Below are 26,131 nucleotides of genomic sequence, written 5' to 3' on the forward strand. Positions count from 1 at the left end.
CGCCGCAGCGCCGCGCCAACCAATCCGCTTGGCGCTGCGGCGGACGCATAGGGGGAGAGAAGTGTCACCTATGTATCCGGTTCAATGAGGGGCAGCGCCGACTCGGCGAATGAGTTGGCCGAAAACCTCACCCCTCCAGCACGTCCTTCGACGCCACAGTGGAATCGGCGTTGAGCTCGTAGATCACCGGCACGCCGGTGCCGAGCTCGAGCTTGACGATCTCCTCGCCGCTCTTGCCGTCCAGCGCCATGATCAGTGCGCGCAGCGAATTGCCATGCGCGGCGACCAGCACGGTGCCGCCTTTCAGAACATGCGACTGCATGTCGTGCAGGTAATAGGGCCAGACGCGGGCGCCGGTGTCCTTCAGGCTTTCGCCGCCGGGCGGCGGCACGTCGTAGGAGCGGCGCCAGATGTGCACCTGCTCCTCGCCCCACTTCTGGCGCGCGTCGTCCTTGTTGAGGCCGGAGAGATCGCCATAGTTGCGCTCGTTCAGCGCCTGGTCGCGGATCGTCTTCAAATCGCTCTGGCCGACCGCGTCGAGAATGTGCTGGCAGGTCTTCTGCGCCCGGATCAGCGCCGAGGTGAAGGCAATGTCGAATTTCAAGCCGCGTGCCTTGAGCTTCTGGCCGGCTTCCTTGGCCTCCTTGTGGCCCTGCTCGGTAAGGTCGACATCGCGCCAGCCGGTGAACAGGTTCTTCAGGTTCCATTCGCTCTGGCCGTGGCGCACGAGCACGAGAGTTCCCGACATGTTTGCTCCTTCCAAATTATGGATAGTTTAGCTCAAGCCGAGCACGTCCCGCATGGAATAAAGTCCGGGCTTTTTACCGCGCGCCCAGAGCGCGGCCTTGACGGCGCCGCGGGCAAAGATGGCGCGGTCCTCGGCATGGTGCGACAGCGTGATGCGCTCGCCGGTTCCGGCCAGGATGACGCTGTGGTCGCCGACCACCGAGCCGCCGCGCAAGCTGGCAAAGCCGATGGTTCCTGGCTTGCGCACGCCGGTATGGCCGTCGCGTGACCGCACATCTTTGCCGGCAAGGGAAATGCCGCGTCCCGCCGCCGCCGCTTCGCCGAGCAGCAAGGCGGTGCCCGAGGGCGCGTCGACCTTGTGCTTGTGGTGCATTTCGAGGATCTCGATGTCGAAATCCTCTGGACCGAGCGCGCGCGCGGCCTGCTCGACCAGCACCGCCAGAAGATTGACGCCGAGGCTCATATTGCCGGATTTGACGATCGTCGCGTGGCGCGCCGCGGCCTCGATCCTGGCGTCGTCTTCCGCCGAGCAGCCGGTGGTGCCGATGACATGGGCAATGCGTGCCTGCGCGGCATAGCCTGCGAATTCGACGGTGGCTGCCGGCATGGTGAAATCGAGCACGCCGTCGGCCTTGGCGAACACCGGCAGCGGATCGTCGCCGATCGTCACATTGATGATGCCGATGCCGGCAAGCTCGCCCGCATCCCTGCCGAGATAGGGCGATCCGGTTCGTTCGACCGCGCCGACGACGCGGGCGCCGGGGATCGAATGGATGGCGCGGATCAGCGTCTGGCCCATGCGGCCGGCCGCCCCCACCACCACCAGGCCCATTTCGCTGGATTCGCTCATGCTGTTCTCCCCACCGCCTTCTTGGCGCGGCTGCGCCGGACCGGAGTTTGGACGGGCTTCGAGTCGTCGACAAGCCCCAGTCCGTTCTTGCCTTGAATGCGGTGGAAGCGGGCGTAGACACTGTTTGGATCGGCCATCAGTGCGGCATGGGTGCCTTCCTCGACCAGGCGCCCCTCTTCAAGCACGATAATGTGGTCGGCGTTGACGACCGTCGACAGGCGATGCGCTATCACGATGGTGGTGCGCCCTTCCATCACATGGGTCAACGCCTCCTGGACGCGCGCCTCGGCCTCGTTGTCGAGCGCCGAGGTCGCTTCGTCGAGCAAAAGGATCGGCGCGTTGCGCACGATCGCCCGCGCAATCGAGACGCGCTGGCGCTGGCCGCCGGAAAGTGTCGAGCCGCCCTCGCCGACGGGCGTGTCGTAACCCTGCGGCTGCTGACGGATGAACTCGTCGGCCGCCGCCAGCACCGCCGCCCGCTCGATCTCGGCGTCGGTCGCCGAAAGTCGGCCAAAACGGATGTTGTCGCGTATGCTGCCTTCGAACAGATAGGGGGCCTGCGAGACATAGGCGATCGAGCCGCGCAGCGAGTGCTTGGTGACTTTGGAAATGTCCTGACCATCGATCTCGATCGAACCCTTGTCGACATCGTAGAAGCGCTGCAGCAGCGCCACGAGCGTCGTCTTGCCGGCGCCCGAGGCCCCGACCACCGCCGTAACCTTGCCGGCCGCGGCGGTGAAACTCAGGTTCCTGATCACCGGCATGTCGGCGCTGTAGCCGAACGTCACATTGTCGAAGCGAACCTCGCCGGTGGTGATCCTGGCTTCGACCGCGTCGGGCGCATCGCCCTGTTTAGGCTCCAGGTCGAGCAGCTCGTAAATCATCCGGGCGTTGACCAGGGCACGTTCCATACCGACCTGCGTACGAGCCAGGCGCCGTGCCGGATCGTAGGCCATGATCAGCGCGGTGATGAAGGAAAACACAGCGCCTGGTGGTTGTCCGAGCACCAGCGCCCGGTAGCCGGAATAGGCAAGGACGGAGGTAATGGCGAGACCGCCCAAAATCTCGGAAATCGGCGACAGCCGCTCCGCGACCCGGGCGATCTTGTTGTTACGCTGCTCGGCCGTATCGGCCATGATGCCGATCCGGCGCGCCAGCTCGGCTTCCAGAGTGAAGGCCTTGACGATGGCAATGCCTTGGGTGGCCTCCTGCACGGACCCGTTCAGCCGCGAGTTGATCAGCACCGATTCCCGGTTGATGCGCCGCAATCGGCGGGTGATGTAGACGACGGCCCAGATCAGCGGCGGCCCGATCAGCAGCGAGCTGAGCGACAACACCGGATCCTGGTAGATCATGACGCCGACGAGGGCGATCAGCGAGACCGCGTCGCGGCTGATGGAGGTCAGCGTCAGCGATAGCAGATCGCGAACGCCCCCGACATTCTCGTTGACCTGTGCCGCCAGCCGACCGGAACGCGTATCGTTGAAGAAGTCGACGCCGAGCTTCATCAGGTGGTCGAAGCTGCGCTTCTGGTAGCGGGCGACCAGATTGTTGCCGATCTTGGCCAACGCGACCGCCTGGCCGTAACCGGCGAAGCCGCGCAGCACGGAGGCGGCCATGAACCCGGCGCAGATCCAGACGATCATGTCGCCGCGTCGTTCGTAGAAGATCTCGTTGATCATCGGGGCCATGATCCACGCCGTGAAGGCGGTGGTGGCGGAAACAATCAGCAGGCAGCCGACGGCAACGACATAGGTCCAGCGATATTCACTACCGTTTTCGGCCAGGATGCGGCGCAGCACCGCAGTGACCTCAGCTGGCTGGACTTTCAGTTTGAGTGGACTTTGAGCGGTCAAATCGCGGGCGCTTCGTGGTTTGCTAGAGCATGATGCCGAGAAGTGTGAAGCGGTTTTCGGACGACATCATGCTCTATCTCTTTGATTTAGAGCCGGATTCAGATTTCAGGTCGATTCGATCTGAAATCATCCGGCTCTAGGGATGCCAGGCTGGAATTCGGCCCCCTCTTAGCGCCCCGGCTACGGCTTGCCTATGGCGAAACTTCATCGCGGCCCGAGGTTAGGGTCACGAAAGCGGCAGCCATTTCCAGGAAAAGACCCGTTTTCGGGACGAAATGGATCATGCCCGCCAGCGCCGCCCCGCGGTCTGGACGCCGAACAGCGACGGGTTGCGGGCATAGGCGGCAAGGCCCAGAAGCGCCGCCAGCGGGTGGGTGATGACATAGACCGGCATCGAGGCCATCAGCGCGCTGTGCGGCGCCTTGTCCTCGAAGGCGGCGCGGAAATTGCCCTCCTTCAGTGCCGGAACGATCTTTTGCGCGATGCCGCCGGTCAAGAACACGCCGCCGCGGCTCATGAACACCAGTGCGAGATCGCCGGCGGTGCGGCCGAGGCAGGTGACGAACAGCGCCAGCGCTTCCTCGGCGACCGCATCGGTCTTGGCCAGAGCCGCCCCGGTGATTTCGGCCGGCGTGGCGAACGGCGCCGGCTTACCGTCGGCCTTGGCGACCGCCCGGTAGACATTGACCAGACCGCGCCCGCACAGGATCTGCTCGCCCGAAATGCGGCCGTCCAGCTTTTCGATATGCGGGAACACCTCGAAATCGCGCGGCGTCCGCGGACCGATATCCATATGGCCGCCTTCGCCAGGCACCGGTATCCAGTGGTGGAGGGCATGAACCAACCCAGCGACGCCGAGGCCGGTGCCGGGACCGAGCACGACACGCCCGGCATTCTCCTCCGGCGCGCCGCCGCCGATCTTTTCCATATGCTCTTCGCCGAGCGCCACGACGGCCAGCGCCTGCGCCTCGAAATCGTTGAGCACGACGATGTCGCCCAGGCCCAGATTGGCAAACATCTGCTTCGGCTTCACCACCCAGGGACAGTTGGTAAGCGGGATCTCGTCGCCATCGACCGGCCCGGCGATGGCCAGCACTGCCGAATTCGGCCGGATGGACGACCGGTCGAGCACCGCCGCCTGGATCGCCTCGTCTATGGTGGCGAAATTGGCGGTTTGCACGATATGCGGCTCACCGGCTTCCGAATTTGCGTCGAGCACGATCGAAAAGCGCGCATTGGTGCCGCCGATGTCGCCGATCAGCACTGGAAACCGCAACGCGGTGTCGTCGTCGCCTGACATGCTCTTGCTCGTCCCCTTTGCGGCGCCGTTGCGACCGTTTCAATCGCCCGGTGTTCAATCGCCCGGTGTTCAATCGCCCGGTGTTCAATCGATTGACTAGCGCATGGCCCCGGAAAGGGAAAGCGTCAGTTCGCCATCACTGTCCGACGTTTGCCGGCGGCCGTCGCCTCGGCAGGGGAATGCCGATCTCCGGCGTGGCGGTGAAGGCGTTGGCTGCGCCAGGCAAGCCGCCCGCATTGCCCGCAATAGGCGGAGGCGCGTCGGGTTCCGGCGCCCTGGCGGCCATCGGCACGCCGCCGCCGCGATAGGTGACGGCTTCGGCCGAGTCGGCATCGGGCTGGTCGAGCACGAACTGGCATTGTTTCGGCAGGTTCGCCATCGTCATCAGGTCGCGCGCCTTGGGCGCGTCCGGGTTCTTGTTGGGCCGCCACGGCTCCTCGGTAAACCACCAGGCCAGCGGCTTGCCGCAGCCGTCGTCGTCGGGCGTCGCTTCCTGCCCCTTGCAGTTGGGCGAGCCCGGCTGGCAGCCGATGCGGATGTGGAAATGATAGTCATGGCCCCAGAACGGCCGGATTTTTCTCAGCCAGGTACGGTCGCCGGTGACGGTGTCGCACAGCTTCTTCTTGATCCCGGGATTGACCAGGATGCGCTCGACTTCCGGATAGCTCGCGGCGCGCTTCAACAGCTTGGTATGTATCGGCTTCCACAGCCTGTCCTTCACCAGATGCGTCTTGTCGTCGACCATCAGCGTGGCGCTGATGTTTTCGCGCTCCTGGGTCGTAAGCTTGCGGTCGGGCATCGGCGTCAGCCAGATGTCGGCGTCGAGGCCGATCTGGTGCGAGGCGTGCCCGGTCAGCATCGGGCCGCCGCGCGGCTGCGAAATGTCGCCGATCAGAAGCCCCGGCCAGCCGTCGGCGGCGGCATCGCGCGACAGCTTCTCGATCAGCGCGATCATCGTTGGATGACCCCAGCGCCGGTTGCGCGAGGGACGCATCACCTCCCAGTTCTGGCCGTCCATCGGAATGGCGACGCCGCCGGTGAAGCAGCCCTTTGAATAGAAGCCGAAGGATTGCGCCGCAGCCACCGCCGGCAGCTTCTTGGCGCCGAACAGGTCTTTTGCCCGTGGCTCGGCCGTGATTGCGCCCGCCACCAGCCCGGCCAGCGCCACGATCGCCAGCGCCGCCGTCAGGAACGGCCGTCTGCCGGTTAAGGATCGCATTGAAATCGTCATGAACCCCCGCTGCAAAAGTCGGCGACACCGAATCATATCACGCTCGGGCTCGCGTTTCGATTATCCGCCGTTCATCGGGCTGCGCGGCTCGCCGTCGCGCCAGCTGCCGTCGGCCCACATTCGGTCGAACGCCTGGCGGTAGTCCGGATAGCGGAACCGGTAGCCCGCTGCCTTGATCGCGGCGTTGGCGACGCGCTTGTTCTCGCCATAGAAGGACCGCGCCATAGGCGAAAGTTGGGCGGTCTCAAAAGGAATTTCCAGCGGCGGCTCAATGCCCATCAGGCCGGCGGCATAGGTGACGACATCCTGCGGCGGCGCCGGCTCGTCATCGGTGACGTTGAAAATGCCGCCTCTATTGCCACCGATGAGGTGCCAGAGCGCGCCGGCGATGTCGTCGCAATGGATGCGGTTGAACACCTGGCCGGGCTTGACCAGCCGCCGCGCCGTGCCGTTTTCCAGATTGACCAGCGCGTTGCGTCCTTGCCCGTAAATGCCGGAAAGCCGCAGGATCGCCACCGGCTTGCCGGTATCGAGGCCAAGCTGCAGCCAGTCTCGCTCGGCCGCCACTCGCATCGACGAGCGTTTCGACACCGGCCGGCACTCGGCCGTTTCATCGACCCAGGCGCCGTCATAATTGCCATAGACGCCGACGGTCGAAAGATAGCCGATCCAGCGAAGCGCCGGCATCGCCTCGATCGCCTTGCGCGCGGCGAGAAGCACAGGGTCGCCGGCCTCCTCCGGGGCTACGGAGATGACAAGATGGGTGGTGGTCTCCAGCGTTTCGCCGATTTCAGGTGTCAGGGCGCCGTGAAACAGCAGCGGCGCGATGCCGGCCTGACGCAATGCCTCGAATTTCTCGGCCGAGCGCGTGGTGCCGAAGATCGTAATCGCCTCCGCATTGGCCCGTGCAAAGGCTTTGCCCGAATAGCCGGCGCCGAAGATAAAAACCTGTTTTTCGCTCATGCGTGCGCCTCAATTGGCAATGCGGACAGCCATTCGTCCTGCACTGTCGTGTCGGTTTCGGTTTTCAAGTAGATCGCCGCCTGCCCGTTGAATTCGGCGGCCGTCACCAGCCGCGCCAGCGCCCAGATCGCCGCGCCGCGCACCAGCGGCGAGGCGTCGCCAAGGAGGGTGCGGACAGGGTCAGCCAGCAAAGTATCGCCGGAATTGCCGGCCGCAACCAGCACGTTGCGGACAAAACGATCGCGGCCGATGCGCTTGATCGGCGAGCCCGAGAAGAAAGACCGGAACGCCGTGTCGTCCAGCTGCAACAGCTCGCCGAGCGGCGGCTCGCGCAGTTCGTCGCGGGCAGCAAGCTTGGCTTCCGAAGCGGCGCGGGCAAACTTGTTCCACGGGCAGGCGGCGAGACAATCGTCGCAGCCATAGACGCGGTTGCCGATCTTTTCGCGGAATTCTTGCGGGATGGGCCCCTTGTTCTCGATGGTCAGGTAGGAGATGCAGCGCCGGGCATCGAGCCGGTAGGGCGCCGGAAAGGCGTCGGTCGGGCAGGCGTCGAGACAGGCGCGGCAGGACCCGCAATGGTCTACCTCGGTCGCATCGGGCGTGAGCTCAGCCGTGGTGAAGATGGTGCCGAGAAACAGCCAGGAGCCGTGCTCGCGGCTGACCAGGTTGGTGTGCTTGCCTTGCCAGCCGAGCCCGGCGGCCTCAGCCAGCGGCTTTTCCATCACGGGCGCCGTATCGACGAAAACCTTCACGTCGCCGCCGGCCCGCGCGACGATCTTGCCGGCGATCTCCTTCAGCCGGCCCTTCATCACCTCGTGATAGTCGCGGTTTTGCGCATAGACCGAGATCGCGCCGAGATCGCGCCTTGCCTGCAGCGCACGCGGATCGTGGTCGGGGCCGTAATTCATTGCCAGCACGATGATCGAGCGCACCTCGGGCCACAGCGTCGAAGGCTCGCTGCGGCGTTGAAGCGTCGCCGCAATCCACGCCATCGAACCGTGAAAACCATCGGCGACGAATTCGGCCAATCTGGCTGGCGCCAGCGGGATCGCATCGGGCGTGGTGACGGCAACCGCATCGAAGCCGGCGCGCCGCGCCTCGGCGTCGACTAGCGCGCGCAGGGTTTGGCTTCTAGAAGTCGAGGTCCGCATAATGCGACACCGGCGACAGGCCGCGCACTCGGTCTGTGAGCAGCGGCCGGAACGACGGCCGCGATTTCACCCGCGTGTACCATTCGCGCGCCGCGGCATGCTCGCGCCAATCGATCTCGCCGAGATAATCCAGCACCGACAGCGTCGCGGCCGCCGCCAAGTCGGCATAGGTGACCTTGCTGCCGGCCAGCCAATGACGGGTGCCGGCCAGCCAGTTGGTGTACTTCATGTGCTGGCGAATGTTGGCGCGCGCCGCGCGGATTGCCGCCGAATCGGGGGAACCGCCGCCCGCCGTTTCCGGCATCACCGGCTTCAGCACGCGCTCGCGCACCAGATGTCGGGTCACTTCGCTCTCGGCCTTGTTGAGATACCAGTCGGTCAGGCGGCGGATTTCGGCGCGCTGCATCGGGTCTTCCGCAAACAGGCGCTTGTCGCGCTTTAGGACACCGCGCGTTTCGTCGAGATATTCAGCGATCACCATGGCGCCGACGATCGGCACGTCGCCCTCGGCCAGCAGGATAGGCAAGGTGCCGGCCGGGTTCAGCGCCAGAAACTCCTTGCGCCGCGTCCACGGCTTTTCCTCGATCAGCGCCAGCTCCTCGCCATATTCGCCGAAGGCGAGGCGCACGAAGCGGCAGGTGGCGAACATCGGGTGATGGAAAAGCGTCAGCATGATTCCGCGATATTAAGGCGCACTGGCGAATCGCCGTCCGCACCGGTAAGTCTTGGCGGCCCGTCATGCGGCCGTCACGGTGCTGCGACCTATAGGGGGACTTCCGCGCCGTGACAAGCAAGCCCTTTTGCCCGCCGTTTCCTTCCGTCCCTTGAATGCCGAGGTTGCCATATGGATAGCCATACCATTGTCGAAGCCCTGCTGCTCGGCCTGCTGGAGGGGCTGACCGAGTTCATCCCGGTCTCCTCGACCGGCCATATCCTGCTCGCCGGCCATTTCCTCGGCTTCCATTCCACCGGCAAGGCCTTTGAGATCCTGATCCAGCTGGGCGCCATCCTGGCGATCCTCAGCGTCTATTTCCGCCGCCTGTGGCAGATGCTGCTCGACCTGCCGCATGACCGGCTGACGCGGCATTTCGTCCTCGGCATCCTGATTGCCTTCCTGCCGGCCGCCATCATCGGCGCGCTGGCGCATGATTTCATCAAGACGGTGCTGTTCGAATCGCCAAGGCTGATCTGCATCATGCTGATCATCGGCGGCGTCGTGCTCTTGGTCGTCGACCGCATGAAGCTGCAGCCGGTCTACCGTGACGTCGAGCGCTTCCCGACAAGGCTTTACCTGCAGATCGGCCTGTTCCAGTGCCTGTCGCTGATCCCCGGCACGTCGCGCTCCGGTTCGACCATCGTCGGCGCGCTGCTGCTGGGCGTCGACAAGCGCGCGGCGGCGGAATTCTCCTTCTTCCTCGCCATCCCGACCATGGTCGGCGCCTTCGCCTTCGATCTGTTCAAGAACCGCAACGTGCTGAGCAGCGCCGATCTGCCGATCATCGCCATCGGCTTCGTCGCCGCCTTCGTTACCGCGCTGATCGTCGTGCGCTTCCTGCTCGATTACGTCTCGCGCAACGGCTATTCGCTGTTCGGCTGGTGGCGCCTGGTCGTGGGTGGCGTCGGGCTGGTGGCGTTGATGATCTGGGGGTGAGCTTTACTCTCCCCCTTGTGGGGGTCCGAAGGACGGGCGAGACAGGCGGCTCGGCCCGGTCAGTCGATCCGCAAAGCGGATCGGGGTGGGGGCGCCACACCCCCGCCCCGTTTCGCCAAAGACTCGTCGCGTCGCTTGCTCACCGACCCTCCCCACAAGGGGGAGGGTAAAGGCCGCTAACTCCTCCCAAAAAACGCGTTCTCGACATGCACCGGCCAGCGCCAGGGCAGCACCGCCACCATGTCGAAGCGCATCGACAATCTGCCGTAGTCCGGCTGCCGCGACAGCCAGATGTCGGCGGCGCCTTCGATGCGGCGCTCCGATTCGTGGCCGATCGCCTCCATCGCTTCCATCAGCGTGCGCCGCGCCTTGACCTCGACGAACAGCACCAGGTCGCCGCGCCTGGCGATCAGGTCGATCTCGCCGAAGCGGGTGCGATGCCGGCGGGCGAGGATGCGATAACCTTTCAGCATCAGCGCCGCTGCCGCCAGCCACTCGCCGCGATGGCCGCGCCGATAGGCTTTTTGGCGGCTGGCGGCCGGGCGCTCAGCCACCTTCGCCTTCTCCAACCGCATCCCTGAGTTCCAGCAGCCGGCGGTAGAGCGACTGCTTCTGCCCGCCTGTCATCTTCGCCGCTTCCGCCGCCGCCTTGGACGCCGGCATTTCGGCGGCCAGCGACAGCAGCAGCCTGTCGATGTCGGCGGGTTGGTCGGCCTTGATCTCGGCGGGCCCGACGCAGATGACGATCTCGCCCTTCGGCGTGTCAGCCGCCGCATAGTGGTCGGCCAGCGCCTGCAGCGTTCCCGTCCGCATCTCTTCAAAAGTCTTGGTCAGCTCGCGGCCGATGGCGGCCTTGCGCCCACCACCCAGCGCCTCGACCATCGCAACCAGCGTTTCGGCCAGCCGGCGTGGCGACTCGAAGAAGATCAGCGTTGCCGGCACCGCCCTGAACGTTTCCAGCTTTGTCATCCGCTGCCCTGATTTCACCGGCAGAAACCCGGCAAACAGGAAGGCGTCGGACGGCAGGCCCGACGCGGTCAGCGCCGCCAGCGGCGCCGATGGGCCGGGGATCGGCACCACGCGCAGGCCGCGCTCCAGCGCTTCGCCGACCAGCCGGTAGCCTGGGTCGGAGATCAGCGGCGTGCCGGCATCCGAAATCAGCGCCACGCTCTGCCCGGCCTCGAGTGCCGCGATCAGCTTCGGCCCGGCCTCGCCGGCGTTGTGCTCGTGATAAGCGGTGGTGCGCCGCCGGATGCCGTAGCGATCGAGCAACACGCGCGAGACGCGAGTGTCCTCGCAGGCGACGATGTCGGCGGCGGCCAGCGTCTCCAGCGCGCGCAGCGTGATGTCGGAGAGGTTGCCGATCGGCGTCGCCACCAGATACAGCGCCGGCGCCAGCGACCGGACCGCGATCTCGGTCTGCCCGATCACATAGCTGCGCTTCTCGCCGGTCACCGGGGTCTCTCCATTTCGCCCTGTTTGGCACGGCCTGCGCCGGGTTGCAAAACTCCCGAACGTCGAGCCAAACCTGACGCCGATGTAACCCGGCGGCCATGTCTTTGCCACAGTGGGGAACGAAAGCGTGGCTGGCGGATTGAATACCTGAGTCTCTTGAGGAGGAGGACAGGATGGACAGTCTGGAATTGCAGGACGTTTTCGAGCCCTATTATGCCGAGCGCAAGCGCTTCACTGCGCGAAAGGGCAAGCGTAGGCTCGCCGAAAGCGACCCCGGCCTGGCCAGTCGGGCGGCCACCGCCTTGCCGACGAATGTCAGGCTTTCGGACAACAAACCGGACAGCACGACGGAGCACTGACCGTACGATGCCCAATCGTTTCGATATCTTCATCACCCGTCTTGAAACGAAGAGCGCCCGCGAAGGCGCGCCGCCGCATCCGATGAACGACCAGAACAGCGTCCGCCGGGACAAGAGCGACGCCAAGCCGGCCCGGACCGGAGAGGCGCATGCCGAGAAACACCGCGGCAAGCGCCGCTTCAAGCACGACGCTTGACGAAGAGCACGTTTTTCAAAGGCGTTATCGCGCCAAATCCGCCACCACGGCATCGAGCACGATCATGCCGGCTGGCGTGGCGCGTAGCCTGGCATTGCCGATCGGCGCCACCAGCCCCTCATCCTGCAGCACGGTCAGCCGGGCGCTCGACAGGCCGCGCCCGGAAAACGCCTCGTAGCGGGAAAGGTCGATGCCTTCGGCCAACCTCAGCCCCATCAGCAGGAACTCGTCGGCCTCTTCGGAGCGCGTCAGGATCTCGCCGCCGGTGACGCCATGGCCCCTGGCCTCCACCAGATTGGCCCAGGTCTCCGGCATCCGCTCGGCGATCGTCACGGTGCGGTGGCCGTTCTCGATAAAGCGGCCATGCGCGCCCGGTCCGACGCCGACATATTCGCCATAGCGCCAATAGGTCAGATTGTGCCGGCTCTCGGCGCCCGGCCTGGCGTGGTTGGAAATCTCATAGGCCGGCAGGCCATGCGCTGCGGTGATCTCCTGCGTCAGCGCATAGAGATCGGCGGCCCGGTCATTATCGGGGATGATGAATTTCTTCGCCGCATGAAGGGCATGGAACGGCGTGCCTTCCTCGATGGTCAGCTGGTAGAGCGACAGATGGTCGGCGGCATGGCCGATCGCCTGTTCGAGCTCCGCCTGCCAGTCGTCCAGCGTCTGGCCGGGGCGGGCGTAGATCAGGTCGAAGGAAAGTCTTGGGAATATGTCCCGTGCCAGGCCAATTGCATGCAGCGCCTCGTCGACATTGTGCAGCCGGCCGAGGAAGCGCAGATCCTTGTCGTTCAGCGCCTGCACGCCGAGCGACACACGGTTGACGCCGGCGGCGCGGTAGCCGCGAAATCGCTCGGCCTCGACCGAGGACGGATTGGCTTCCAGCGTCACCTCGATGCCGTCGGGCACCGTCCAGTTCTTCGCCACGGCCTCCAGCACCGACGCCACCGTCTGCGGCTGCATCAGCGACGGTGTGCCGCCGCCGAGAAAGATACTGGTCACTTCGCGCGGCCCGGTCCGCTCGCTCATGGTCTTCAGCTCGGTCTCGAAGGCGCGGGCAAAGCGCTCCTGGTCGACCGGCTGGTGACGGACATGGCTGTTGAAGTCGCAATACGGGCATTTGGCCGCGCAGAACGGCCAATGGATGTAGACCCCGAAGCCCGGGCTGCGGTCCAGCGACATTAAGCTGAGCCTAACCTGGCGCGGGCGAATTTCTGGAAGGCGCGGGCGCGGTGCGACAGCGCCGTCGGCTGACCGGGCTTCCAGCCGTGTTTTTCCTCAGCGCTCATCTCGCCGAACGTCTTGTCGAAACCGTCGGGCAAAAACACCGGGTCGTAGCCGAAGCCCAGTTCGCCGCGCCGCGGCCACACCAGCGTTCCCTCAGCTTCGCCGCGATAATATTCAGCCTCGCCATTGGGGAAGGCCAGGCAGATGACGGCGACGAACCGCCCCTTGCGCTGCGCTGGCTTGGCGGCGCCGACCTCCTGCAAGGCCACTTCGGTGCGCTGCATGGCCATCCCGAAGTCGCGGCTGCCATCGGGAGCTTCGGCCCAATTGGCGGTGTAGACGCCGGGGGCGCCGTCGAGCGCGTCGACGCACAGGCCCGAATCGTCCGACAGCGCCGGCAGGCCGGTCGCCTTAGCCGCGGCGAAGGCCTTGATGTAGGCGTTTTCCTCGAAGGTGGTGCCGGTCTCCTCCGGTTCCGGCAGGCCGTAGTCCTTGGCCGACTTCGCCTCGAAGCCGAACGGACCCATCAAATCGGCGAATTCGCGCAGCTTGCCTTCATTGTGGCTGGCAACGACGATCTTCTTTCCATCGAGAGAATGCATCAAAGGCCCCAGATCCTTGGCTCGGCGAATTCGATCGAATTGCCCGAGGGGTCGCGTATGTAGATCGAGCGCCCGCCCTGCGGCCATTCGAATTCGCTTTCGATGGCGATGTTTTTCGCCTCAAGTTGCGCCTTCCACTGTGCGAGTTCATCCGCACTTGCGGCAAAGCAGAGATGGCCCTCGCCGACCGTGCCATGTGGCGGCACTTTCAGCCGCGCATCGGGCGCCGGCGGGATTCTGGTGGCTTCGGCATTGAAGACCAGCAGCACGCCCGGGCCGCAGCGGAAGAAGAGATGGCGGCCGTCGACCTTGCCGAGGAGAGGGAGGCCGAGGACATCGGAGTAGAAGGTCTCGGCAGCCGGCAAATCAGTGACGTAAAGTGCCGATTCCAGAATCGCGGAGGGAGTCACGAGGCACCCCCCTCTGCCCTGCCGGGCATCTCCCCCGCAAGGGGGGAGATTGGCAGTTCCGCTGGCGGCGTCTCAACGTTGATGGTTGGCGAAAACGGTAGCGACCTCTGATCTCCCCCCTTGCGGGGGAGATGGCCGGCAGGCCAGAGGGGGGTGTGAAGGATCGCCGACGTCATCACGTTAAATTCAATCAGGCCACAGCCATCTGCTGCAAGCTCACCAGCCGCTGAATGCCCTTCTTTGCCAGGCCCATCAGCTCCGCGAACTGCCCTTCCGAGAACGGCTCGCCCTCGGCGGTGCCCTGGATCTCGACGATGCCGCCCTTGCCGGTCATGACGAAATTGGCGTCGGTGCCGGCAGATGAATCCTCGATATAGTCGAGGTCGATGACCGGCTGGCCGTCATGGATGCCGCAGGAAATTGCCGCGACATGGTCCTTCAGTACCTTGGCAACACTGGCCATCTGCCGCGCTTCCATCCAGCGCAGGCAATCGTAGAGCGCCACCCAGCCGCCGGTGATCGAGGCCGTGCGGGTGCCGCCATCGGCCTGGATGACGTCGCAGTCGACGGTGATCTGCTGTTCGCCCAGTGCCTGCAGGTCGACAACGGCGCGCAAGGAGCGGCCGATCAGCCGCTGGATTTCCAGCGTGCGGCCGCCTTGCTTGCCGGCCGAGGCTTCACGGCGCATGCGCTCGCCGGTCGAACGCGGCAGCATGCCGTATTCCGCCGTCACCCAGCCCTTGCCGGAATTGCGCATCCAGCCTGGCACCTTTTCCTCCAGGCTTGCCGTACACAACACATGCGTGTCGCCGAATTTCACCAGGCACGAGCCTTCGGCGTGTTTGGAGACGCCGCGCTCGAACGAGATGGCGCGCATTTCGTCGGCTTGGCGTTTAGAAGGGCGCATCGAGGCCTCTTTCTGTTCTTTTACGGTTGCGTCGGCGGCTTGTAGACGCATGCAGCCCATGGCGCAAAGGAAAAGGCCGGGCGATCTGGCACAGACGCCGGGTTGCGCGGGGGCGATGGAAGTCTATATCCTTGAGCCGGAGGTTTTTGGCTCGAATGACCAAGGCAGTCACCGAACCCAGTCTGCTGGCGCCCGCGCTGCAATCGCTCGACATGCGTTCGCGCGACATTTTTAGGCGCATCGTCGAATCCTATCTGAAGGACGGTGAGCCTGTGGGATCGCGCAGCCTGTCGCGCATCCTGCCGTCGTCGCTGTCGCCGGCCACCATCCGCAACGTGATGAGCGACCTCGAGCATCTCGGCCTGATCTATGCCCCGCACATCTCGGCCGGGCGCCTGCCGACCCAGACCGGCCTGCGCTTCTTCGTCGATGCCTTCATGGAGCTTGGCGATCTCTCCGACGAGGAACGCCGGGTCATCGAGGCGCAGGTGCGCGCCTCCGGCTCGGGCGCGACGCTGGAACACATGCTGACCGAGGCCAGCCAGATGCTGTCGGGCATGTCGCGCGGCGCCGGCCTAGTGCTCGCCACCAAGAACGAGGTGGCGCTGAAGCACATCGAGTTCATCCAGCTCGAGCCGACCAAGGCGCTGGCGGTGATGGTGTCGCAGAATGGCGATGTCGAGAACCGCGTCGTCGACCTGCCGGCCGGCATCACCGTCTCGCAGCTGCACGAGGCCTCCAACTTCCTCAACGCCCATATCAGGGGCCGCACGCTCGCCGAGGCGCGCATCGAGATCGCCCGCATCAAGGACGAGACCAGGGCAGCGCTGGACACGCTGTCGCAGGATCTGGTCGAGAAAGGCCTGGCGGTGTGGGCCGGCGCCGATAGCGGCCTGCCGGCGCGCCTTATCGTGCGCGGCCGCGCCAATTTGCTCGAAAACGTCACCGCCCAGGCCGATATCGAATTGCTGCGCCACCTGTTCGAGGATCTGGAGACGCAGGACGGGCTGATCCAGCTGCTCGACCTCGCCGAGGACGGCCCCGGCGTGCGGATCTTCATCGGCTCGGAAAACAAGCTGTTCTCGCTCTCCGGCTCGTCGCTGGTCGTGGCGCCTTACCGCGACAAGGACGCCCGCGTCGTCGGCGCGCTCGGCGTCATCGGCCCGACCAGGCTGAATTATGCCCGCATCGTGCCTATGGTCGACTACACTGCGCAATTGATTACCCGGATGTTAAGATAATTCCGAAGCCGGGATCACCGTAAAGGAGGGCGCAGAATGGCGCTTGAATCGTTCAAGGCCCAGATCAGCATGCTGCTCGAAGAAATGGTCAACCAGCCGGAGGACGAGCACGAAATCCAGGAGCAGCTGCGCGAAAAACTGCGCGAAATGCGCGCCATGGGCTTGCCGCTGCCGGAAGATCTCGTCGCATTGGAAAAGCGTCTCGACGACGATCTCGACGTCGAAGAGGAAAGTTGAGCGGTTCTCTCGTCGAATCTGCGCGCGCGCACGCTTCTCTTTTGCGGCGGCCGCACAATATCTCCCTTGTGCATGGCGCGCCGACCGGCGCGAGTTCGAGGAGAACAGCATGATCCGGATTGCCGGCTTGGCAGGCCTTGCCCTGCTTCTGGCCACCAGCGCCTTCGCCCAGGAGGCCGATCAACCGCTGCTGACCGGCAAAGACGCTTTCGGCGACTGGACGGCCGACAAGCCAGGTGTGCGCCGGCTGATCAAGCCGGATGATCTGCAAAAGCCCAACATCACCGAATCCGCCTCCAACAGCGCCGGCCTTGGCGATCGGCCCGAGGGCGCGAAGCCCGTCCTGCTGCCTGGGTTTTCGGCCGAACTGGTTGCTTCCGGCATTTCCAATCCGCGGGTCGTGCGCGTGGCGCCGAACGGCGACCTGTTCGTCGCCGACAGTGACGCCAACCAGATCCGCGTCTATCGGCTGGCCAAGGGTAGCGCGAAGCCGGCCGAAGAGGGCATTTTTGCCGACAATCTCAACCAGCCCTATGGCATCGCCTTCTACCCGCCTGGCGACAAGCCGCAATGGGTCTACGTCGCCAACAATGACAGCGTGGTCCGCTACGCCTATCGCGACGGCGACCTTAAAGCCTCCGGCGAACCGGAGACGATTGTCTCCGACATCCCTACCGGCGGCCACTGGACCCGCGATATCGCCTTCTCGCCGGACGGGAAGACGCTGTATCTCTCGGTCGGCTCCGGATCTAACGTCGCGGAGGGCATGGGGAAGGCACCGAATAGCGGCGTTGACGCCTGGGCAAAATCACAGCCACTCGGCGCCACCTGGGGTTCCGAGGATGGCCGTGCCGACGTGCTGGCCTTCGGCCCCGACGGCAAGAATGGCCGCATCCTCGCTACCGGCCTGCGCAATTGTTCGGGCATGACCGTGCAGCCGGCGACCGGCGCGGTGTGGTGTGTCGTCAACGAGCGCGACGGTCTCGGCGACGATGTGCCGTTCGAATATGCCACCTCCGTCAAGGACGGCGCCTTCTATGGCTGGCCCTGGTATTATATCGGCGCCAACGAGGACCCGCGTCACGAGGGCGCGCGCCCAGACCTCGCCGGCTCGGTCACCGTGCCCGACGTGCTGATGCAGGCGCATTCGGCGCCGCTCAACATCGCGTTCTATGACGGCGGCAATTTCCCGGCAGAGTACAAGGGTGACGCCTTCGTCGCCCTGCACGGCTCCTGGAACCGTGGTATGAGGACCGGCTACAAGGTGGTGCGGCTGAGATTCAGCGACGGCAAGCCGACCGGCGAGTACCAGGATTTCATCACCGGCTTCGTCCTCTCCGACGACGCCGTCTGGGGCCGGCCGGTCGGCGTCGCGGTGGCCAGGGACGGTGCGCTTATCGTAACCGAGGATGGCAACGGCACCATCTGGCGCATCACCCATGTCGATGGCCCATCCTGAGCCGGCGAACAGCGCAATCCGGCCCTAATGCACGTCCCGATGGATCACCTTGGGATAGGTATGGATCACCTCGGCCGATGAGACGCGGTCATCGAAACCGGTATCCCTGAGATTGAAGAGGCCGACCGAGCCGAAGGACTTCTTCGCCCCTTGCGCGAAGCGGCCGTCGCTGAAATCGTGTTCGTAAAGCGTCACCGTGACGTGGCCGGCATTGAGCTTCGGCACGTAAACACTGCTGATGGTGTCGTTGGCGACGCCAAGCTGGTTGACGTTGAAGCGATAGAGGTCCTGCACCAGGCGCCGGGCCGCATTGCCATTGATCATCCAGTATTCGCGGCGCGAAGCGCGGTTCGGGTCGATGAGTTTGAGCGGCGCCTTGCGGCCAAGCCCGAGCCAGTGCTCGAACACCATCACATTGGCGCCCCAGGGATAGGGATAGTTGGACTTGTCGATGATGCGTGGCGGGCCATCCTCGGCAATCTCGGCGGTATCGACATAGTCCAGCCATTGCAGCTGGAACGACGCTTCCACGTTGAGGTCGGTGTTGCGCGGATCGGCAGCGATGATGCGCCAGTCGGAGACCGGCGGATATTTGGTGTCGAGGTCGATGTAGAATTCGCCTTTGGCGGTGTCGTCGGGGTCTATCTTTTGCGGTCCGTCACGCTCGATCGCCACCAGTCGCACCTTGAACCGGTTGTTGACGACCAGCGGATAGATCATCGGACGAATGGGGTGAGCGCCAGGGTCCCGGCTGTCGGTAAAATATCCAGTCTGCGGAACGACATCGCTATCGCCCTTGTCGAACAGGCTGAAAGCCTGACGCCCCTCGAACCACAGATAACATTCCAGCTCGTGGACGTGACCGCGTGCTTCGGAATAGTTGTTGGGCATCCACTTCATGAGCTGGATGTGAAGTCTTTTGGCTAACATGGGTGCTCCTGCCGTTCGGAGCCATGCGAGATAGCCGACCGCCTTCGGGGCGTAAGTGAACCATCTCTCGCTTTCAGGCGATGATGACCGGCTTTCATGTCCTGGTTGGCGCAATCGAATCCGTTTTGCCGTTGCAGGCTTTCATGGCATCAGAGTCGTTTCACGAGGTGCGACCGTCATGACCCTCACCGGCTTCCTTGCCTATAGTGCTGCGCTGGGCATCGCCGCCGCCATTCCCGGCCCCGGCGTCACCGCGCTTGTGGCGCGGGCGCTCGGATCCGGCTTCCGCTCATCGCTGGCGATGTCGTTCGGCCTGATGCTCGGCGACCTCATTTATCTCACCGCAGTGGTGCTCGGCCTTGCCTTTGTCGCGCAAAGCTTCGGCATGGTGTTTCTCGCCATCAAATGGCTGGGCGTCTCCTATCTCGCCTTCCTCGGCTGGCGTTTCTGGACGGCCGGGATCACGCCCGAGACTGTCGAGGCCAGGAAAGGCAAGGGCGGCCTGGTATCGAGCTTCCTTGCCGGCCTCACCGTCACGCTGGGCAACCCGAAAACGATGATCTTCTACCTCGCCATCACGCCGACCATCGTCGACCTGAAGACCATCACGCTCGCCGACTACGGCATCCTGGTCGCGCTCACCGTTATCGTGCTCTTTGTGGTGCTGGTGCCCTATCTTGCGCTGGCCGCCAAGGCGCGCTGGTTCCTGAAATCGCCACGCGCGCTGAAGGCGCTGAACCGCACCGCCGCCGGCTTCATGGTGGGCGCGGCCGCTGCCATTGCCGCACGTCAGTAGATCGGTTCAGGCCCATCCATTCCGCCGATCGGTCCATCCTGAAAATGCGGCTTGAGGAGACAAGCGTTTTCAGCAAGCGGCCCACTCGATATTTTCGGCCGGCAGCCTATCTTGCGCGGACGAAAGCCTTATTCTGTCCGCCGACGCCAATTGCCTGATCTGATTTGGGAGCGAAACCAATGAACAAGCCTTCCGCGCGCGTGCCCGGCCGCGGCCGTGTCTACAACTCGATCACCGAGACGATCGGCGACACGCCGCTGGTGCGGCTCGACAAGTTCGCCAAGGAGAAGGGCGTCGTTGCCAACCTTCTTGCCAAGCTCGAATTCTTCAATCCGATCGCCTCGGTCAAGGACCGCATCGGCGTTTCCATGATCGAGGCGCTGGAAGCGTCGGGCCGGATCAAACCCGGCAAGACGACGCTGATCGAGCCGACCTCGGGGAATACCGGCATCGCGCTCGCCTTCGCCGCCGCCGCCAAGGGCTACAAGCTGATCCTGACCATGCCCGAAACCATGTCGGTGGAGCGCCGCAAGATGCTGGCGCTGCTCGGCGCCGAACTGGTGCTGACGGAAGGGCCGAAAGGCATGAAGGGCGCCATCGCCAAGGCTGACGAACTGGCCGCCACCCTGCCTGACGCCGTCATCCCGCAGCAGTTCGAAAACCCGGCCAATCCGGAGATCCACCGCCGCACCACCGCCGAGGAGATCTGGAACGACACCGATGGCGGGGTCGACATCTTCGTCGCCGGCATCGGTACCGGCGGCACGATCACCGGCGTCGGCCAGGTGCTGAAGCAACGCAAGCCCTCGGTGCATGTCGTCGCCGTCGAGCCGGAGGCCTCGCCGGTGCTGTCGGGCGGCCAGCCCGGCCCGCACAAGATCCAGGGCATCGGCGCCGGCTTTGCGCCCAAGATCCTCGACACCTCGATCTATGACGAGATCGTCAAGGTCTCCAACGAGGATTCGGTCGCCAACGCCCGCCTCGTCGCCCGCCTTGAAGGCGTGCCGGTCGGCATCTCTTCGGGCGCTGCCCTGCAGGCCGCCATCGCCGTCGGGTCGCGGCCGGAGAACAAGGGCAAGAACCTAGTGGTGATCATCCCGTCCTTCGCCGAGCGCTATCTGTCGACGATCCTGTTCGACGGGCTGGGGGCTTAACGTCTTAACTGGATAGGCGGCGATCCTTCGCACCCCCCTCTGCCCTGCCGGGCATCGGGGGGTGCTGTCCCTCCGACATCGGAAGTCTCATGGCTGGACCGCAGAAAACCCGGCTGTGGCGTCCGCCATCGGCTTGAGCGGGAGGCGGCTTCAGGGTCAAATCGCCCCGGCCTGCTTCGCGCGGGCAGGGGGAGAATCACATGTACAAGCTTTACACGCGCCCAGGCAGTGGCGGTTTCGTCGTCGAGGCCGCATTGGCGCTGGCAAACGCGCAATTCGACCAGATCGATGTGCCCAAGAAGGATCCGCCGGACCCGGCTTTCCTCGACATCAGCCCGTTGAACCAGGTTCCGGTGCTGACCTTGCCCAACGGTCAATCGATAACCGAATCGGCGGCGATTTGCATCCTGCTTGCCGAGCGCCATCCGGAGGCGGGTCTGGCGCCGGCCGCCGGATCGCCGGATCGCGCCGGTTTCCTGTGCTGGATGGCGTTCATGTCATCGGTGCTCTACCCCGCCATCCTGCGCCTCTACTATGCCCATCGCTACACCACCGATGCCGACGGCAAGAAAGCCGTCAAGCAGGCAGCCATTGCCGAGATGGACCGCGGCTTCGCCATTGTCGATGCAGCCCTCGAGGGGCGCGGCTGGCTGGTCGGCGACGCGATGTCGCTGGCCGACATCTACCTCGTCATGCTGGTGGCCTGGCACCCCGATATGGACAAGGCGCGGGCCGACTGGCCGAACATCGAACGCTTATGGTCGGCGCTGCGCGCGCATCCGCTGATAAAACGGCTCAACACCGCGCATGAGATGTGGCCGGCCTGAACGGACGCTTCAATTTCGCAGGATCGCCCGTTTCGCCTGCAGGAAGCGGCGCACGGCGGGGTCGCGTTCAAGGCCGATCGCCCGGTCATAGGCTTCGACCGCTTGCGCCGCATTGCCGAGCCTGGCCAGCAGGCCGGCGCGGGCGGCCCAGTAGGGCTGGTAGTCGTTGAGCCGCTTGTCGTCGCCCAGCACGTAGAGCGCCGCCAGTCCTGCCGCCGCCCCTTCGCCCTCGGCAATCGCCACGGCGCGGTTGATCGAAATCACCGGCGAGCCTGATATCGCCGACAGCGCATCGTAGAAGTTACGGATCGCCGCCCAATCGGTTTGGCCGGTCCGTCGCCGCGTCGCATGCACCGATTGTACCGCCGCTTCGAGCTGGTAGCGGCCGATGACGCCCATGGTGGCGGCGTGGCCCAGCAGCGCCTCGGCTTCGTCGATCAGCGCGTGATCCCAAAGACGGCAATCCTGTTCGGCGAGCGGCACATAATCTCCAGCCGCATCGCGCCGCGCCGGGCGGCGCGCCTCGGCAAACAGCATCAGCACCAGCAGGCCGAGCGCTTCCGGTTCGTCCGGCATCAGCGATGCCACCAGCCGCCCGAGCCAGATGCCTTCGGTCGCCAGATTGCGCGCACTCGTCTCGGTCCCTGCCGGGTCGGTCCAGCCTTCGGCGAAAGCCGCGTAGATCGCTTCCAGCACCGTTCCCAGCCGCTCGCCGAGTTCGGCGCGATCCGGCACGCGGAACGGAATGCCGATCTCGCGGATGCGGCTCTTGGCGCGCACCAGACGCTGGCCCATCGTCGCCGGCGAAACCAGGAAGGCCGAGGCGATCGTCGCCGCGTCGAAACCCAGAATGGTCTGCAGGATCAGCGGCGCCCGCACGCTGGCTTCGATCGCCGGATGCGCACAGGCAAACATCAACCTGAGACGTTCGTCGGGAAGGTCTTCGTCTTCCATGCTCGCCTCCATCTCCTCGGCCATCAGCTTGAGATGGTCGCGGCTCGCCTCGCTGGTCAGCCGACGGCGCACCGCGTCGACGCGCCGCCGGCGCGCCACGGCCAGCAGCCATGCTTCCGGCTTGTCGGGCACGCCGGTCTGTGGCCAGCGCTCCAGCGCCGCGGCGAAGGCCTCGGCCAGCGCGTCCTCGGCGCCGGCCACGTCGCGGGTGCGCGCCGCTAGCCAGGCGACCAGCTTGCCGTAACTCTGCCGGGCGGCCGCTTCGGCCGCCGCCCGCGCGATCTCCGGGCGATTGTCCATCACGGTGTCATTTCTTGGGCATGTAGTCGGCCATTTCCCAGATCGGCCGCAACTCGACCGTGCCGGCGCTCGCCGCCGGACAGCGCGCCGCCCAGTCGATGGCGGTATCGATATCGGCCGCCTCGATCATGTAGAAGCCGGCAAGCTGCTCCTTGGTGTCGGCATAGGGGCCGTCGATCACGTTGGTCTTGCCGTCTGTGATCCGCACCGAGGTGGTCGCCTGGGTCGGGCGCAACCGTTCGCCGGCGAGCCATGCGCCGGATTTCTTCAACGCTTCGGTATAGGCGGCATATGCTGCGCTCATCTGCTGAGCCTTCTCGATTGGCGTGTTCGCCTGCGCGGCTTCGTCGCTGTTGATCAAAAGCATGTATCGCATGGGTCTTCTCCCGTGGTTTCGAAGGCCGCGTCCTAGCGGGGCCAGACGTATGTCGCGCGGCGGCGGCCGATTTCGACGGGCTTCAGAAAAAACTTTCGCCTCCGCCAGGAGATTTCGCAAGGACCAGATGTTCCTCCGTCTGCTGGCGGATGACCGGCAGCGGACTGGCCGTGGCTCCGCACAGCACTATCCTCCGTCGTTGGCGGGCACGTCACACGAGGCATGGGAGAAGAGAATGGAACTCGTGACCCACAAGAAATTCAAGAACGGCCGGTTGATGCCATGGGGCAAAGGCACGGTCGTCAGCGGTGCGAAAGGCACCGTCTATCTCTGCGGCAACACCGCGACATCGGCTGACTACGATCCGGCCGGCAAGAAGGGTGGCGGCTTCGCCGGCGATGCCGCGGCGCAGTGGCGGGAAGTTCTCGGCAACATCAAATCGGATCTGGAAGAACTTGGCAGCGGGCTCGACCATCTCATCAGGCTGACCTTTTTCGTCAAAGGGCCATTTCCCGACGGCGGCGTCCTCAGCTCGCCTAATTTTCGTCTCGACGTGCTGGACGCGTTTTTCGCCGAGCATTGTCCGAAGCATTGTAGCGACAACAATCCGCCGCCTTCGGAGGTAATCGGCGTCGCAGCGATTGCCCAGGCAGACATCGTCATCGAGATCGTCGCCGTCGCGGCGCTGCCGGACTGAGGCGCGAACGAACAGGCCGGCCTTGCGCGAGGTCGCCGTTGCGATCGAAGCGCGCCGGCACGAGCTGCGCCGCCGCGCCGGTGCGGGCGTTGCACAAGGCCTCGGCTCTGGCCAGTGAGCGCCCGGCGACGAGCAGGATCAGGCGTGGCTCGCTCTCCAGCAATTGCACGATGCGGCCGCCGAAAATGCCATAGCCGCCAACGACCAGAAGCCTCATCGCGCCGCTCTTTTTGCGTATGTCGTTCCCGGAACCGAGGTCACTTTTGGGTGACATGTGATTAGCCGATCACGTGCGCACGTATCGCGGCGGACAGGATCTCGCAACTGTCCTTGCGGCCGAACATGGCGTAGCGGTTTTTGGCGATGCGTTCGTAGAGCCAGTCACGCAAGGGGCGCGGGATGAGCAGCAGGGCCTTCGCCGCCCGCCACGGCCAGCCGAGTTCGGCCATCACCGCGATGAAACTGTCCAGCCGGATGAAGGGAGCGCCGCCGACAAGGACCAGATTGGTCTCGTAGCTGTCGGTGCGCAGCCCGTATCTCTGGAACAGCGCCTCGCCGAAGGGCGACTGCGCCGTGGCGAAGCGGAAGCGGTTTTTGCGGTCGAGCCCGACCACCGTGCGTACGAAGCCCGAGCACAGCACGCAGACGCCGTCGAAAACGATCAATGGCTGGCTGGCATCGAAGGGTTCAGGAGAAGGAGTCACGGGACGTCCGGCAGCTTGTGTCTTCAGACACTAAGCCCGCCGGCAGCGGGATCAAAGTCGCGGCGTTGTCGCACGGCTTCTCGCGGCCAGCGCGGGGCGCTCGGCGCGATAGGTGGTTGCGCGGGGATCGGCCTCCGGTCTGCAGATCCGGCTGTCGTGACGCGTTTCGAATGTCATGATCAATGCGCGCCGAGCGAGCTGCCGCGACGGGCGCAGGCCGGACCCGGGCCGCGCATGTAGTAGCGCTCCGGTCGATAGGTCGGCGCGATGAACTCGCGGATGGCGGCGGCATAGCCGGCGATGTGGCCCCAGAATTTCATTTTACTCAAGTCCCTGTCCCGATTTTCGGATGTCCCGTCCGATTGCGGGGATCATAGCGTCGAGGCGTGAATAGTCGGTGAACACGATGTTAATCTTTGGTCGAAAACCCCATGCTTCGTGGCCGGAATGCGGCTGTTTGGGGGTCTTTCGGTGTGGTTCGTCGCCATTTCCGGCATTGTGACTTTTGCATCACATATGTTTCGTCTGGATGTCGCTTGAGCGCGGTTCTGTTTCAGATTTGGCGAGCCTCTCGAAATTTCCATGCTCGCTGCCGAAATGCCCCTGGTTGCGCGCCCGGAACCGGAACGGGCCTTGCCCGTTCTCGCTTGAACCGCATCGCGCAGGAGTTCGCCATGGCACCTCGCCCCGCCTGGAAGGGCTATCTGAAACTGTCGCTGGTCACCTGCGCTGTCGAACTGACCAACGTCGTCACCCACGCCGAAAAAGTTTCGTTCCGGGTGCTCAACCGCAAGACCGGCAACACGGTCAAGCGCATCTATGTCGATTCTGAAACCGGCAAGCCGCTGGGCGATGGCGACGAGATCAGGGGCTATGAGGTGAGCCCCGGTGAGTTCGTCCATATCGAGGACGAAGAGATCGAAGCGGTGCAGATCGAGTCCTCGCACACGATGGCGCTGGACGGCTTCGTCGACAAAGCCTCGATAGAGCAGATCTATCTCGACACGCCCTATTATGTCACGCCCGCCGACAAGGTGTCGGAGGAAGCCTTTGCCGTCATCCGCGATGCCATGGCGGACAAGAAGATGGCCGGGCTGGCGCGCGTCGTGCTCTATAGCCGCGAGCGGCCCGTGGTGATCGAGCCGCGCGGCAAAGGCATGGTGCTGACCACCTTGCGGTACGGCAACACGGTGCGGGAGCCGGAGAGCATCTTCGGCGACATCAAGGCGGTGAAGACCGACCAGGAGATGACCGATATGGCCGAACGCATCATCGACAAGAAGAAGGGGAAGTTCGATCCGTCGACATTCGAGGACAAGTATGAGGACGCGCTGCTCGAACTGATCCGCGCCAAGAAGGCCGGCAAGAAGGCTCCGAAAGCGCAGGCCGCGCCCAAGCCGTCCAATGTCGTCAATCTGTTCGACGCGCTGAAGAAGAGCCTGTCCGATGGCGGCCAGGCGGAAGGCCCGGCGAAGAAGGCCAAGCCGGCGGCAAAAAGCGGCAAGGCGAAAGCTTCTGCGCCCAAGCGCAAGTCGGCTTGAGGGTCGGCGC

The 26,131-nt window shown here is 64.7% G+C and carries 31 protein-coding genes; 11 read left to right on the forward strand and 20 right to left on the reverse strand.

Annotation, left to right across the window (positions count from 1 at the left end; all coding sequences use genetic code 11):
• Window positions 1-127 precede the first annotated feature (127 nt).
• From NKJ78_RS11455 to NKJ78_RS11490, 8 genes are all read right to left on the reverse strand, one after another.
• Window positions 128-748, reverse strand: coding sequence for a 2,3-bisphosphoglycerate-dependent phosphoglycerate mutase (locus NKJ78_RS11455; protein WP_352461061.1), 621 nt, complete (start codon window positions 746-748; stop codon window positions 128-130).
• Window positions 749-775: 27 nt separating this feature from the next.
• A complete protein-coding gene (gene dapB, locus NKJ78_RS11460; RefSeq protein WP_352461060.1) occupies window positions 776-1,597 on the reverse strand; it encodes a 4-hydroxy-tetrahydrodipicolinate reductase in 822 nt (273 codons plus the stop codon).
• A complete protein-coding gene (locus tag NKJ78_RS11465) occupies window positions 1,594-3,453 on the reverse strand; it encodes an ABC transporter ATP-binding protein (RefSeq protein WP_023681221.1) in 1,860 nt (619 codons plus the stop codon). Before NKJ78_RS11465 ends, dapB begins: the two co-directional genes overlap by 4 nt.
• Window positions 3,454-3,733: 280 nt before the next feature.
• Window positions 3,734-4,753: a glucokinase gene (locus NKJ78_RS11470; protein ID WP_023740366.1), complete on the reverse strand. Its 1,020-nt coding sequence runs from the start codon at window positions 4,751-4,753 to the stop codon at window positions 3,734-3,736.
• A gap of 136 nt (window positions 4,754-4,889) precedes the next feature.
• Window positions 4,890-5,972: a penicillin-insensitive murein endopeptidase gene (mepA, locus tag NKJ78_RS11475; protein ID WP_023740365.1), complete on the reverse strand. Its 1,083-nt coding sequence runs from the start codon at window positions 5,970-5,972 to the stop codon at window positions 4,890-4,892.
• A 72-nt stretch (window positions 5,973-6,044) separates the two neighbouring features.
• On the reverse strand, window positions 6,045-6,947 hold the full coding sequence (locus NKJ78_RS11480) for an SDR family oxidoreductase (RefSeq protein ID WP_352461059.1): 903 nt from the start codon (window positions 6,945-6,947) through the stop codon (window positions 6,045-6,047).
• Window positions 6,944-8,098, reverse strand: a complete 1,155-nt coding sequence (queG, locus tag NKJ78_RS11485) for a tRNA epoxyqueuosine(34) reductase QueG (protein ID WP_352461058.1) — start codon at window positions 8,096-8,098, stop codon at window positions 6,944-6,946. The genes NKJ78_RS11480 and queG overlap by 4 nt, the downstream gene beginning before the upstream one ends.
• Complete coding sequence (locus NKJ78_RS11490) at window positions 8,079-8,771, reverse strand: glutathione S-transferase family protein (protein ID WP_023681225.1); 693 nt, start codon at window positions 8,769-8,771, stop codon at window positions 8,079-8,081. Before NKJ78_RS11490 ends, queG begins: the two co-directional genes overlap by 20 nt.
• A gap of 171 nt (window positions 8,772-8,942) precedes the next feature.
• On the opposite strand from NKJ78_RS11490, the gene NKJ78_RS11495 reads away from it, so the two are divergent.
• Entirely contained in the window at window positions 8,943-9,749 is an 807-nt protein-coding gene (locus NKJ78_RS11495) for an undecaprenyl-diphosphate phosphatase (RefSeq protein ID WP_023681226.1), read from the forward strand.
• Between the two features lie 176 nt (window positions 9,750-9,925).
• Here NKJ78_RS11495 and NKJ78_RS11500 read toward each other — a convergent pair whose 3' ends face one another.
• Both NKJ78_RS11500 and rsmI read right to left on the reverse strand, forming a co-directional pair.
• Window positions 9,926-10,303, reverse strand: a complete 378-nt coding sequence (locus tag NKJ78_RS11500) for a YraN family protein (RefSeq protein WP_023749682.1) — start codon at window positions 10,301-10,303, stop codon at window positions 9,926-9,928.
• Window positions 10,296-11,204 (reverse strand): 16S rRNA (cytidine(1402)-2'-O)-methyltransferase, encoded by a 909-nt coding sequence (gene rsmI, locus NKJ78_RS11505; RefSeq protein ID WP_352461057.1) that lies wholly within the window; start codon window positions 11,202-11,204, stop codon window positions 10,296-10,298. Before rsmI ends, NKJ78_RS11500 begins: the two co-directional genes overlap by 8 nt.
• 173 nt (window positions 11,205-11,377) lie before the next feature.
• Here rsmI and NKJ78_RS11510 point away from each other — a divergent pair, with 173 nt between their 5' ends.
• Together NKJ78_RS11510 and NKJ78_RS11515 are read left to right on the forward strand one after the other, a co-directional pair.
• The gene (locus NKJ78_RS11510) at window positions 11,378-11,563 is read left to right on the forward strand and encodes a hypothetical protein (RefSeq protein ID WP_352461056.1); all 186 of its coding nucleotides are present in this window, start codon (window positions 11,378-11,380) and stop codon (window positions 11,561-11,563) included.
• A 7-nt stretch (window positions 11,564-11,570) separates the two neighbouring features.
• Window positions 11,571-11,759 carry a hypothetical protein gene (locus NKJ78_RS11515; RefSeq protein ID WP_023672058.1) on the forward strand — a complete coding sequence of 63 codons (189 nt, stop codon included), beginning with the start codon at window positions 11,571-11,573 and terminating at the stop codon, window positions 11,757-11,759.
• A 24-nt stretch (window positions 11,760-11,783) separates the two neighbouring features.
• On the opposite strand, the gene hemW is transcribed toward NKJ78_RS11515, so the two are convergent.
• The 4 genes from hemW to rph all read right to left on the reverse strand — a co-directional run bounded on the left by hemW (window position 11,784) and on the right by rph (window position 14,905).
• Complete coding sequence (gene hemW / locus NKJ78_RS11520) at window positions 11,784-12,941, reverse strand: radical SAM family heme chaperone HemW (protein ID WP_352461055.1); 1,158 nt, start codon at window positions 12,939-12,941, stop codon at window positions 11,784-11,786.
• Window positions 12,941-13,588 (reverse strand): RdgB/HAM1 family non-canonical purine NTP pyrophosphatase, encoded by a 648-nt coding sequence (gene rdgB / locus NKJ78_RS11525; RefSeq protein WP_352461054.1) that lies wholly within the window; start codon window positions 13,586-13,588, stop codon window positions 12,941-12,943. Before rdgB ends, hemW begins: the two co-directional genes overlap by 1 nt.
• Window positions 13,588-13,998, reverse strand: a complete 411-nt coding sequence (locus tag NKJ78_RS11530; RefSeq protein ID WP_352461053.1) for a VOC family protein — start codon at window positions 13,996-13,998, stop codon at window positions 13,588-13,590. Before NKJ78_RS11530 ends, rdgB begins: the two co-directional genes overlap by 1 nt.
• A gap of 190 nt (window positions 13,999-14,188) precedes the next feature.
• Window positions 14,189-14,905, reverse strand: a complete 717-nt coding sequence (rph, locus tag NKJ78_RS11535) for a ribonuclease PH (protein ID WP_023672052.1) — start codon at window positions 14,903-14,905, stop codon at window positions 14,189-14,191.
• A 155-nt stretch (window positions 14,906-15,060) separates the two neighbouring features.
• On the opposite strand from rph, the gene hrcA reads away from it, so the two are divergent.
• From hrcA to NKJ78_RS11550, 3 genes are all read left to right on the forward strand, one after another.
• Entirely contained in the window at window positions 15,061-16,146 is a 1,086-nt protein-coding gene (gene hrcA, locus NKJ78_RS11540; protein ID WP_023681233.1) for a heat-inducible transcriptional repressor HrcA, read from the forward strand.
• Between the two features lie 36 nt (window positions 16,147-16,182).
• The gene (locus NKJ78_RS11545; RefSeq protein WP_023672050.1) at window positions 16,183-16,383 is read left to right on the forward strand and encodes a hypothetical protein; all 201 of its coding nucleotides are present in this window, start codon (window positions 16,183-16,185) and stop codon (window positions 16,381-16,383) included.
• A 109-nt stretch (window positions 16,384-16,492) separates the two neighbouring features.
• Window positions 16,493-17,842 (forward strand): PQQ-dependent sugar dehydrogenase, encoded by a 1,350-nt coding sequence (locus NKJ78_RS11550; RefSeq protein WP_352461052.1) that lies wholly within the window; start codon window positions 16,493-16,495, stop codon window positions 17,840-17,842.
• Window positions 17,843-17,866: 24 nt separating this feature from the next.
• Here NKJ78_RS11550 and NKJ78_RS11555 read toward each other — a convergent pair whose 3' ends face one another.
• Window positions 17,867-18,772, reverse strand: a complete 906-nt coding sequence (locus NKJ78_RS11555) for a hypothetical protein (protein ID WP_352461051.1) — start codon at window positions 18,770-18,772, stop codon at window positions 17,867-17,869.
• Window positions 18,773-18,950: 178 nt separating this feature from the next.
• On the opposite strand from NKJ78_RS11555, the gene NKJ78_RS11560 reads away from it, so the two are divergent.
• The 3 genes from NKJ78_RS11560 to NKJ78_RS11570 all read left to right on the forward strand — a co-directional run bounded on the left by NKJ78_RS11560 (window position 18,951) and on the right by NKJ78_RS11570 (window position 21,549).
• Window positions 18,951-19,568: a LysE family translocator gene (locus NKJ78_RS11560; RefSeq protein WP_023672046.1), complete on the forward strand. Its 618-nt coding sequence runs from the start codon at window positions 18,951-18,953 to the stop codon at window positions 19,566-19,568.
• Between the two features lie 179 nt (window positions 19,569-19,747).
• Window positions 19,748-20,722, forward strand: coding sequence for a cysteine synthase A (gene cysK / locus NKJ78_RS11565; protein WP_023672045.1), 975 nt, complete (start codon window positions 19,748-19,750; stop codon window positions 20,720-20,722).
• 200 nt (window positions 20,723-20,922) lie between these two features.
• On the forward strand, window positions 20,923-21,549 hold the full coding sequence (locus NKJ78_RS11570) for a glutathione S-transferase family protein (protein WP_352461050.1): 627 nt from the start codon (window positions 20,923-20,925) through the stop codon (window positions 21,547-21,549).
• A gap of 9 nt (window positions 21,550-21,558) precedes the next feature.
• On the opposite strand, the gene NKJ78_RS11575 is transcribed toward NKJ78_RS11570, so the two are convergent.
• On the reverse strand, window positions 21,559-22,803 hold the full coding sequence (locus tag NKJ78_RS11575; protein WP_352461049.1) for an RNA polymerase sigma factor: 1,245 nt from the start codon (window positions 22,801-22,803) through the stop codon (window positions 21,559-21,561).
• Between the two features lie 7 nt (window positions 22,804-22,810).
• Window positions 22,811-23,179 carry a YciI family protein gene (locus tag NKJ78_RS11580; RefSeq protein ID WP_023681239.1) on the reverse strand — a complete coding sequence of 123 codons (369 nt, stop codon included), beginning with the start codon at window positions 23,177-23,179 and terminating at the stop codon, window positions 22,811-22,813.
• Between the two features lie 235 nt (window positions 23,180-23,414).
• On the opposite strand from NKJ78_RS11580, the gene NKJ78_RS11585 reads away from it, so the two are divergent.
• Complete coding sequence (locus NKJ78_RS11585; RefSeq protein WP_352461048.1) at window positions 23,415-23,876, forward strand: RidA family protein; 462 nt, start codon at window positions 23,415-23,417, stop codon at window positions 23,874-23,876.
• Here NKJ78_RS11585 and NKJ78_RS11590 read toward each other — a convergent pair.
• The 3 genes from NKJ78_RS11590 to NKJ78_RS11600 all read right to left on the reverse strand — a co-directional run bounded on the left by NKJ78_RS11590 (window position 23,839) and on the right by NKJ78_RS11600 (window position 24,909).
• On the reverse strand, window positions 23,839-24,093 hold the full coding sequence (locus NKJ78_RS11590; protein ID WP_023749321.1) for a hypothetical protein: 255 nt from the start codon (window positions 24,091-24,093) through the stop codon (window positions 23,839-23,841). The genes NKJ78_RS11585 and NKJ78_RS11590 overlap by 38 nt on opposite strands.
• 61 nt (window positions 24,094-24,154) lie before the next feature.
• Window positions 24,155-24,580, reverse strand: coding sequence for a thiol-disulfide oxidoreductase DCC family protein (locus tag NKJ78_RS11595; protein WP_352562439.1), 426 nt, complete (start codon window positions 24,578-24,580; stop codon window positions 24,155-24,157).
• Window positions 24,581-24,759: 179 nt separating this feature from the next.
• On the reverse strand, window positions 24,760-24,909 hold the full coding sequence (locus NKJ78_RS11600; RefSeq protein ID WP_196813601.1) for a hypothetical protein: 150 nt from the start codon (window positions 24,907-24,909) through the stop codon (window positions 24,760-24,762).
• 345 nt (window positions 24,910-25,254) lie between these two features.
• On the opposite strand from NKJ78_RS11600, the gene ku reads away from it, so the two are divergent.
• On the forward strand, window positions 25,255-26,121 hold the full coding sequence (gene ku, locus NKJ78_RS11605) for a non-homologous end joining protein Ku (RefSeq protein ID WP_023681243.1): 867 nt from the start codon (window positions 25,255-25,257) through the stop codon (window positions 26,119-26,121).
• Window positions 26,122-26,131 lie beyond the last annotated feature (10 nt).

The organism is Mesorhizobium sp. M0037, assembly GCF_040323635.1.
In the GTDB taxonomy this organism is placed as follows: domain Bacteria; phylum Pseudomonadota; class Alphaproteobacteria; order Rhizobiales; family Rhizobiaceae; genus Mesorhizobium.

Coding starts and splice junctions, on each gene's coding strand:
- NKJ78_RS11495 (WP_023681226.1), top strand. CDS start 8,943: ATGGATAGCCATACCATTGTCGAAGCCCTGCTGCTCGGCCTGCTGGAG.
- NKJ78_RS11545 (WP_023672050.1), top strand. CDS start 16,183: ATGGCGCTTGAATCGTTCAAGGCCCAGATCAGCATGCTGCTCGAAGAA.
- rdgB (WP_352461054.1), bottom strand. CDS start 13,588: ATGCATTCTCTCGATGGAAAGAAGATCGTCGTTGCCAGCCACAATGAA.
- NKJ78_RS11560 (WP_023672046.1), top strand. CDS start 18,951: ATGACCCTCACCGGCTTCCTTGCCTATAGTGCTGCGCTGGGCATCGCC.
- mepA (WP_023740365.1), bottom strand. CDS start 5,972: ATGCGATCCTTAACCGGCAGACGGCCGTTCCTGACGGCGGCGCTGGCG.
- hrcA (WP_023681233.1), top strand. CDS start 15,061: ATGACCAAGGCAGTCACCGAACCCAGTCTGCTGGCGCCCGCGCTGCAA.
- NKJ78_RS11585 (WP_352461048.1), top strand. CDS start 23,415: ATGGAACTCGTGACCCACAAGAAATTCAAGAACGGCCGGTTGATGCCA.
- NKJ78_RS11550 (WP_352461052.1), top strand. CDS start 16,493: ATGATCCGGATTGCCGGCTTGGCAGGCCTTGCCCTGCTTCTGGCCACC.
- NKJ78_RS11470 (WP_023740366.1), bottom strand. CDS start 4,753: ATGTCAGGCGACGACGACACCGCGTTGCGGTTTCCAGTGCTGATCGGC.
- rph (WP_023672052.1), bottom strand. CDS start 14,905: ATGCGCCCTTCTAAACGCCAAGCCGACGAAATGCGCGCCATCTCGTTC.
- NKJ78_RS11480 (WP_352461059.1), bottom strand. CDS start 6,947: ATGAGCGAAAAACAGGTTTTTATCTTCGGCGCCGGCTATTCGGGCAAA.
- NKJ78_RS11555 (WP_352461051.1), bottom strand. CDS start 18,772: ATGTTAGCCAAAAGACTTCACATCCAGCTCATGAAGTGGATGCCCAAC.
- NKJ78_RS11515 (WP_023672058.1), top strand. CDS start 11,571: ATGCCCAATCGTTTCGATATCTTCATCACCCGTCTTGAAACGAAGAGC.
- NKJ78_RS11580 (WP_023681239.1), bottom strand. CDS start 23,179: ATGCGATACATGCTTTTGATCAACAGCGACGAAGCCGCGCAGGCGAAC.
- NKJ78_RS11455 (WP_352461061.1), bottom strand. CDS start 748: ATGTCGGGAACTCTCGTGCTCGTGCGCCACGGCCAGAGCGAATGGAAC.
- dapB (WP_352461060.1), bottom strand. CDS start 1,597: ATGAGCGAATCCAGCGAAATGGGCCTGGTGGTGGTGGGGGCGGCCGGC.
- NKJ78_RS11570 (WP_352461050.1), top strand. CDS start 20,923: ATGTACAAGCTTTACACGCGCCCAGGCAGTGGCGGTTTCGTCGTCGAG.
- hemW (WP_352461055.1), bottom strand. CDS start 12,941: ATGTCGCTGGACCGCAGCCCGGGCTTCGGGGTCTACATCCATTGGCCG.
- NKJ78_RS11510 (WP_352461056.1), top strand. CDS start 11,378: ATGGACAGTCTGGAATTGCAGGACGTTTTCGAGCCCTATTATGCCGAG.
- queG (WP_352461058.1), bottom strand. CDS start 8,098: ATGCGGACCTCGACTTCTAGAAGCCAAACCCTGCGCGCGCTAGTCGAC.
- NKJ78_RS11490 (WP_023681225.1), bottom strand. CDS start 8,771: ATGCTGACGCTTTTCCATCACCCGATGTTCGCCACCTGCCGCTTCGTG.
- cysK (WP_023672045.1), top strand. CDS start 19,748: ATGAACAAGCCTTCCGCGCGCGTGCCCGGCCGCGGCCGTGTCTACAAC.
- ku (WP_023681243.1), top strand. CDS start 25,255: ATGGCACCTCGCCCCGCCTGGAAGGGCTATCTGAAACTGTCGCTGGTC.
- NKJ78_RS11575 (WP_352461049.1), bottom strand. CDS start 22,803: ATGGACAATCGCCCGGAGATCGCGCGGGCGGCGGCCGAAGCGGCCGCC.
- NKJ78_RS11590 (WP_023749321.1), bottom strand. CDS start 24,093: ATGAGGCTTCTGGTCGTTGGCGGCTATGGCATTTTCGGCGGCCGCATC.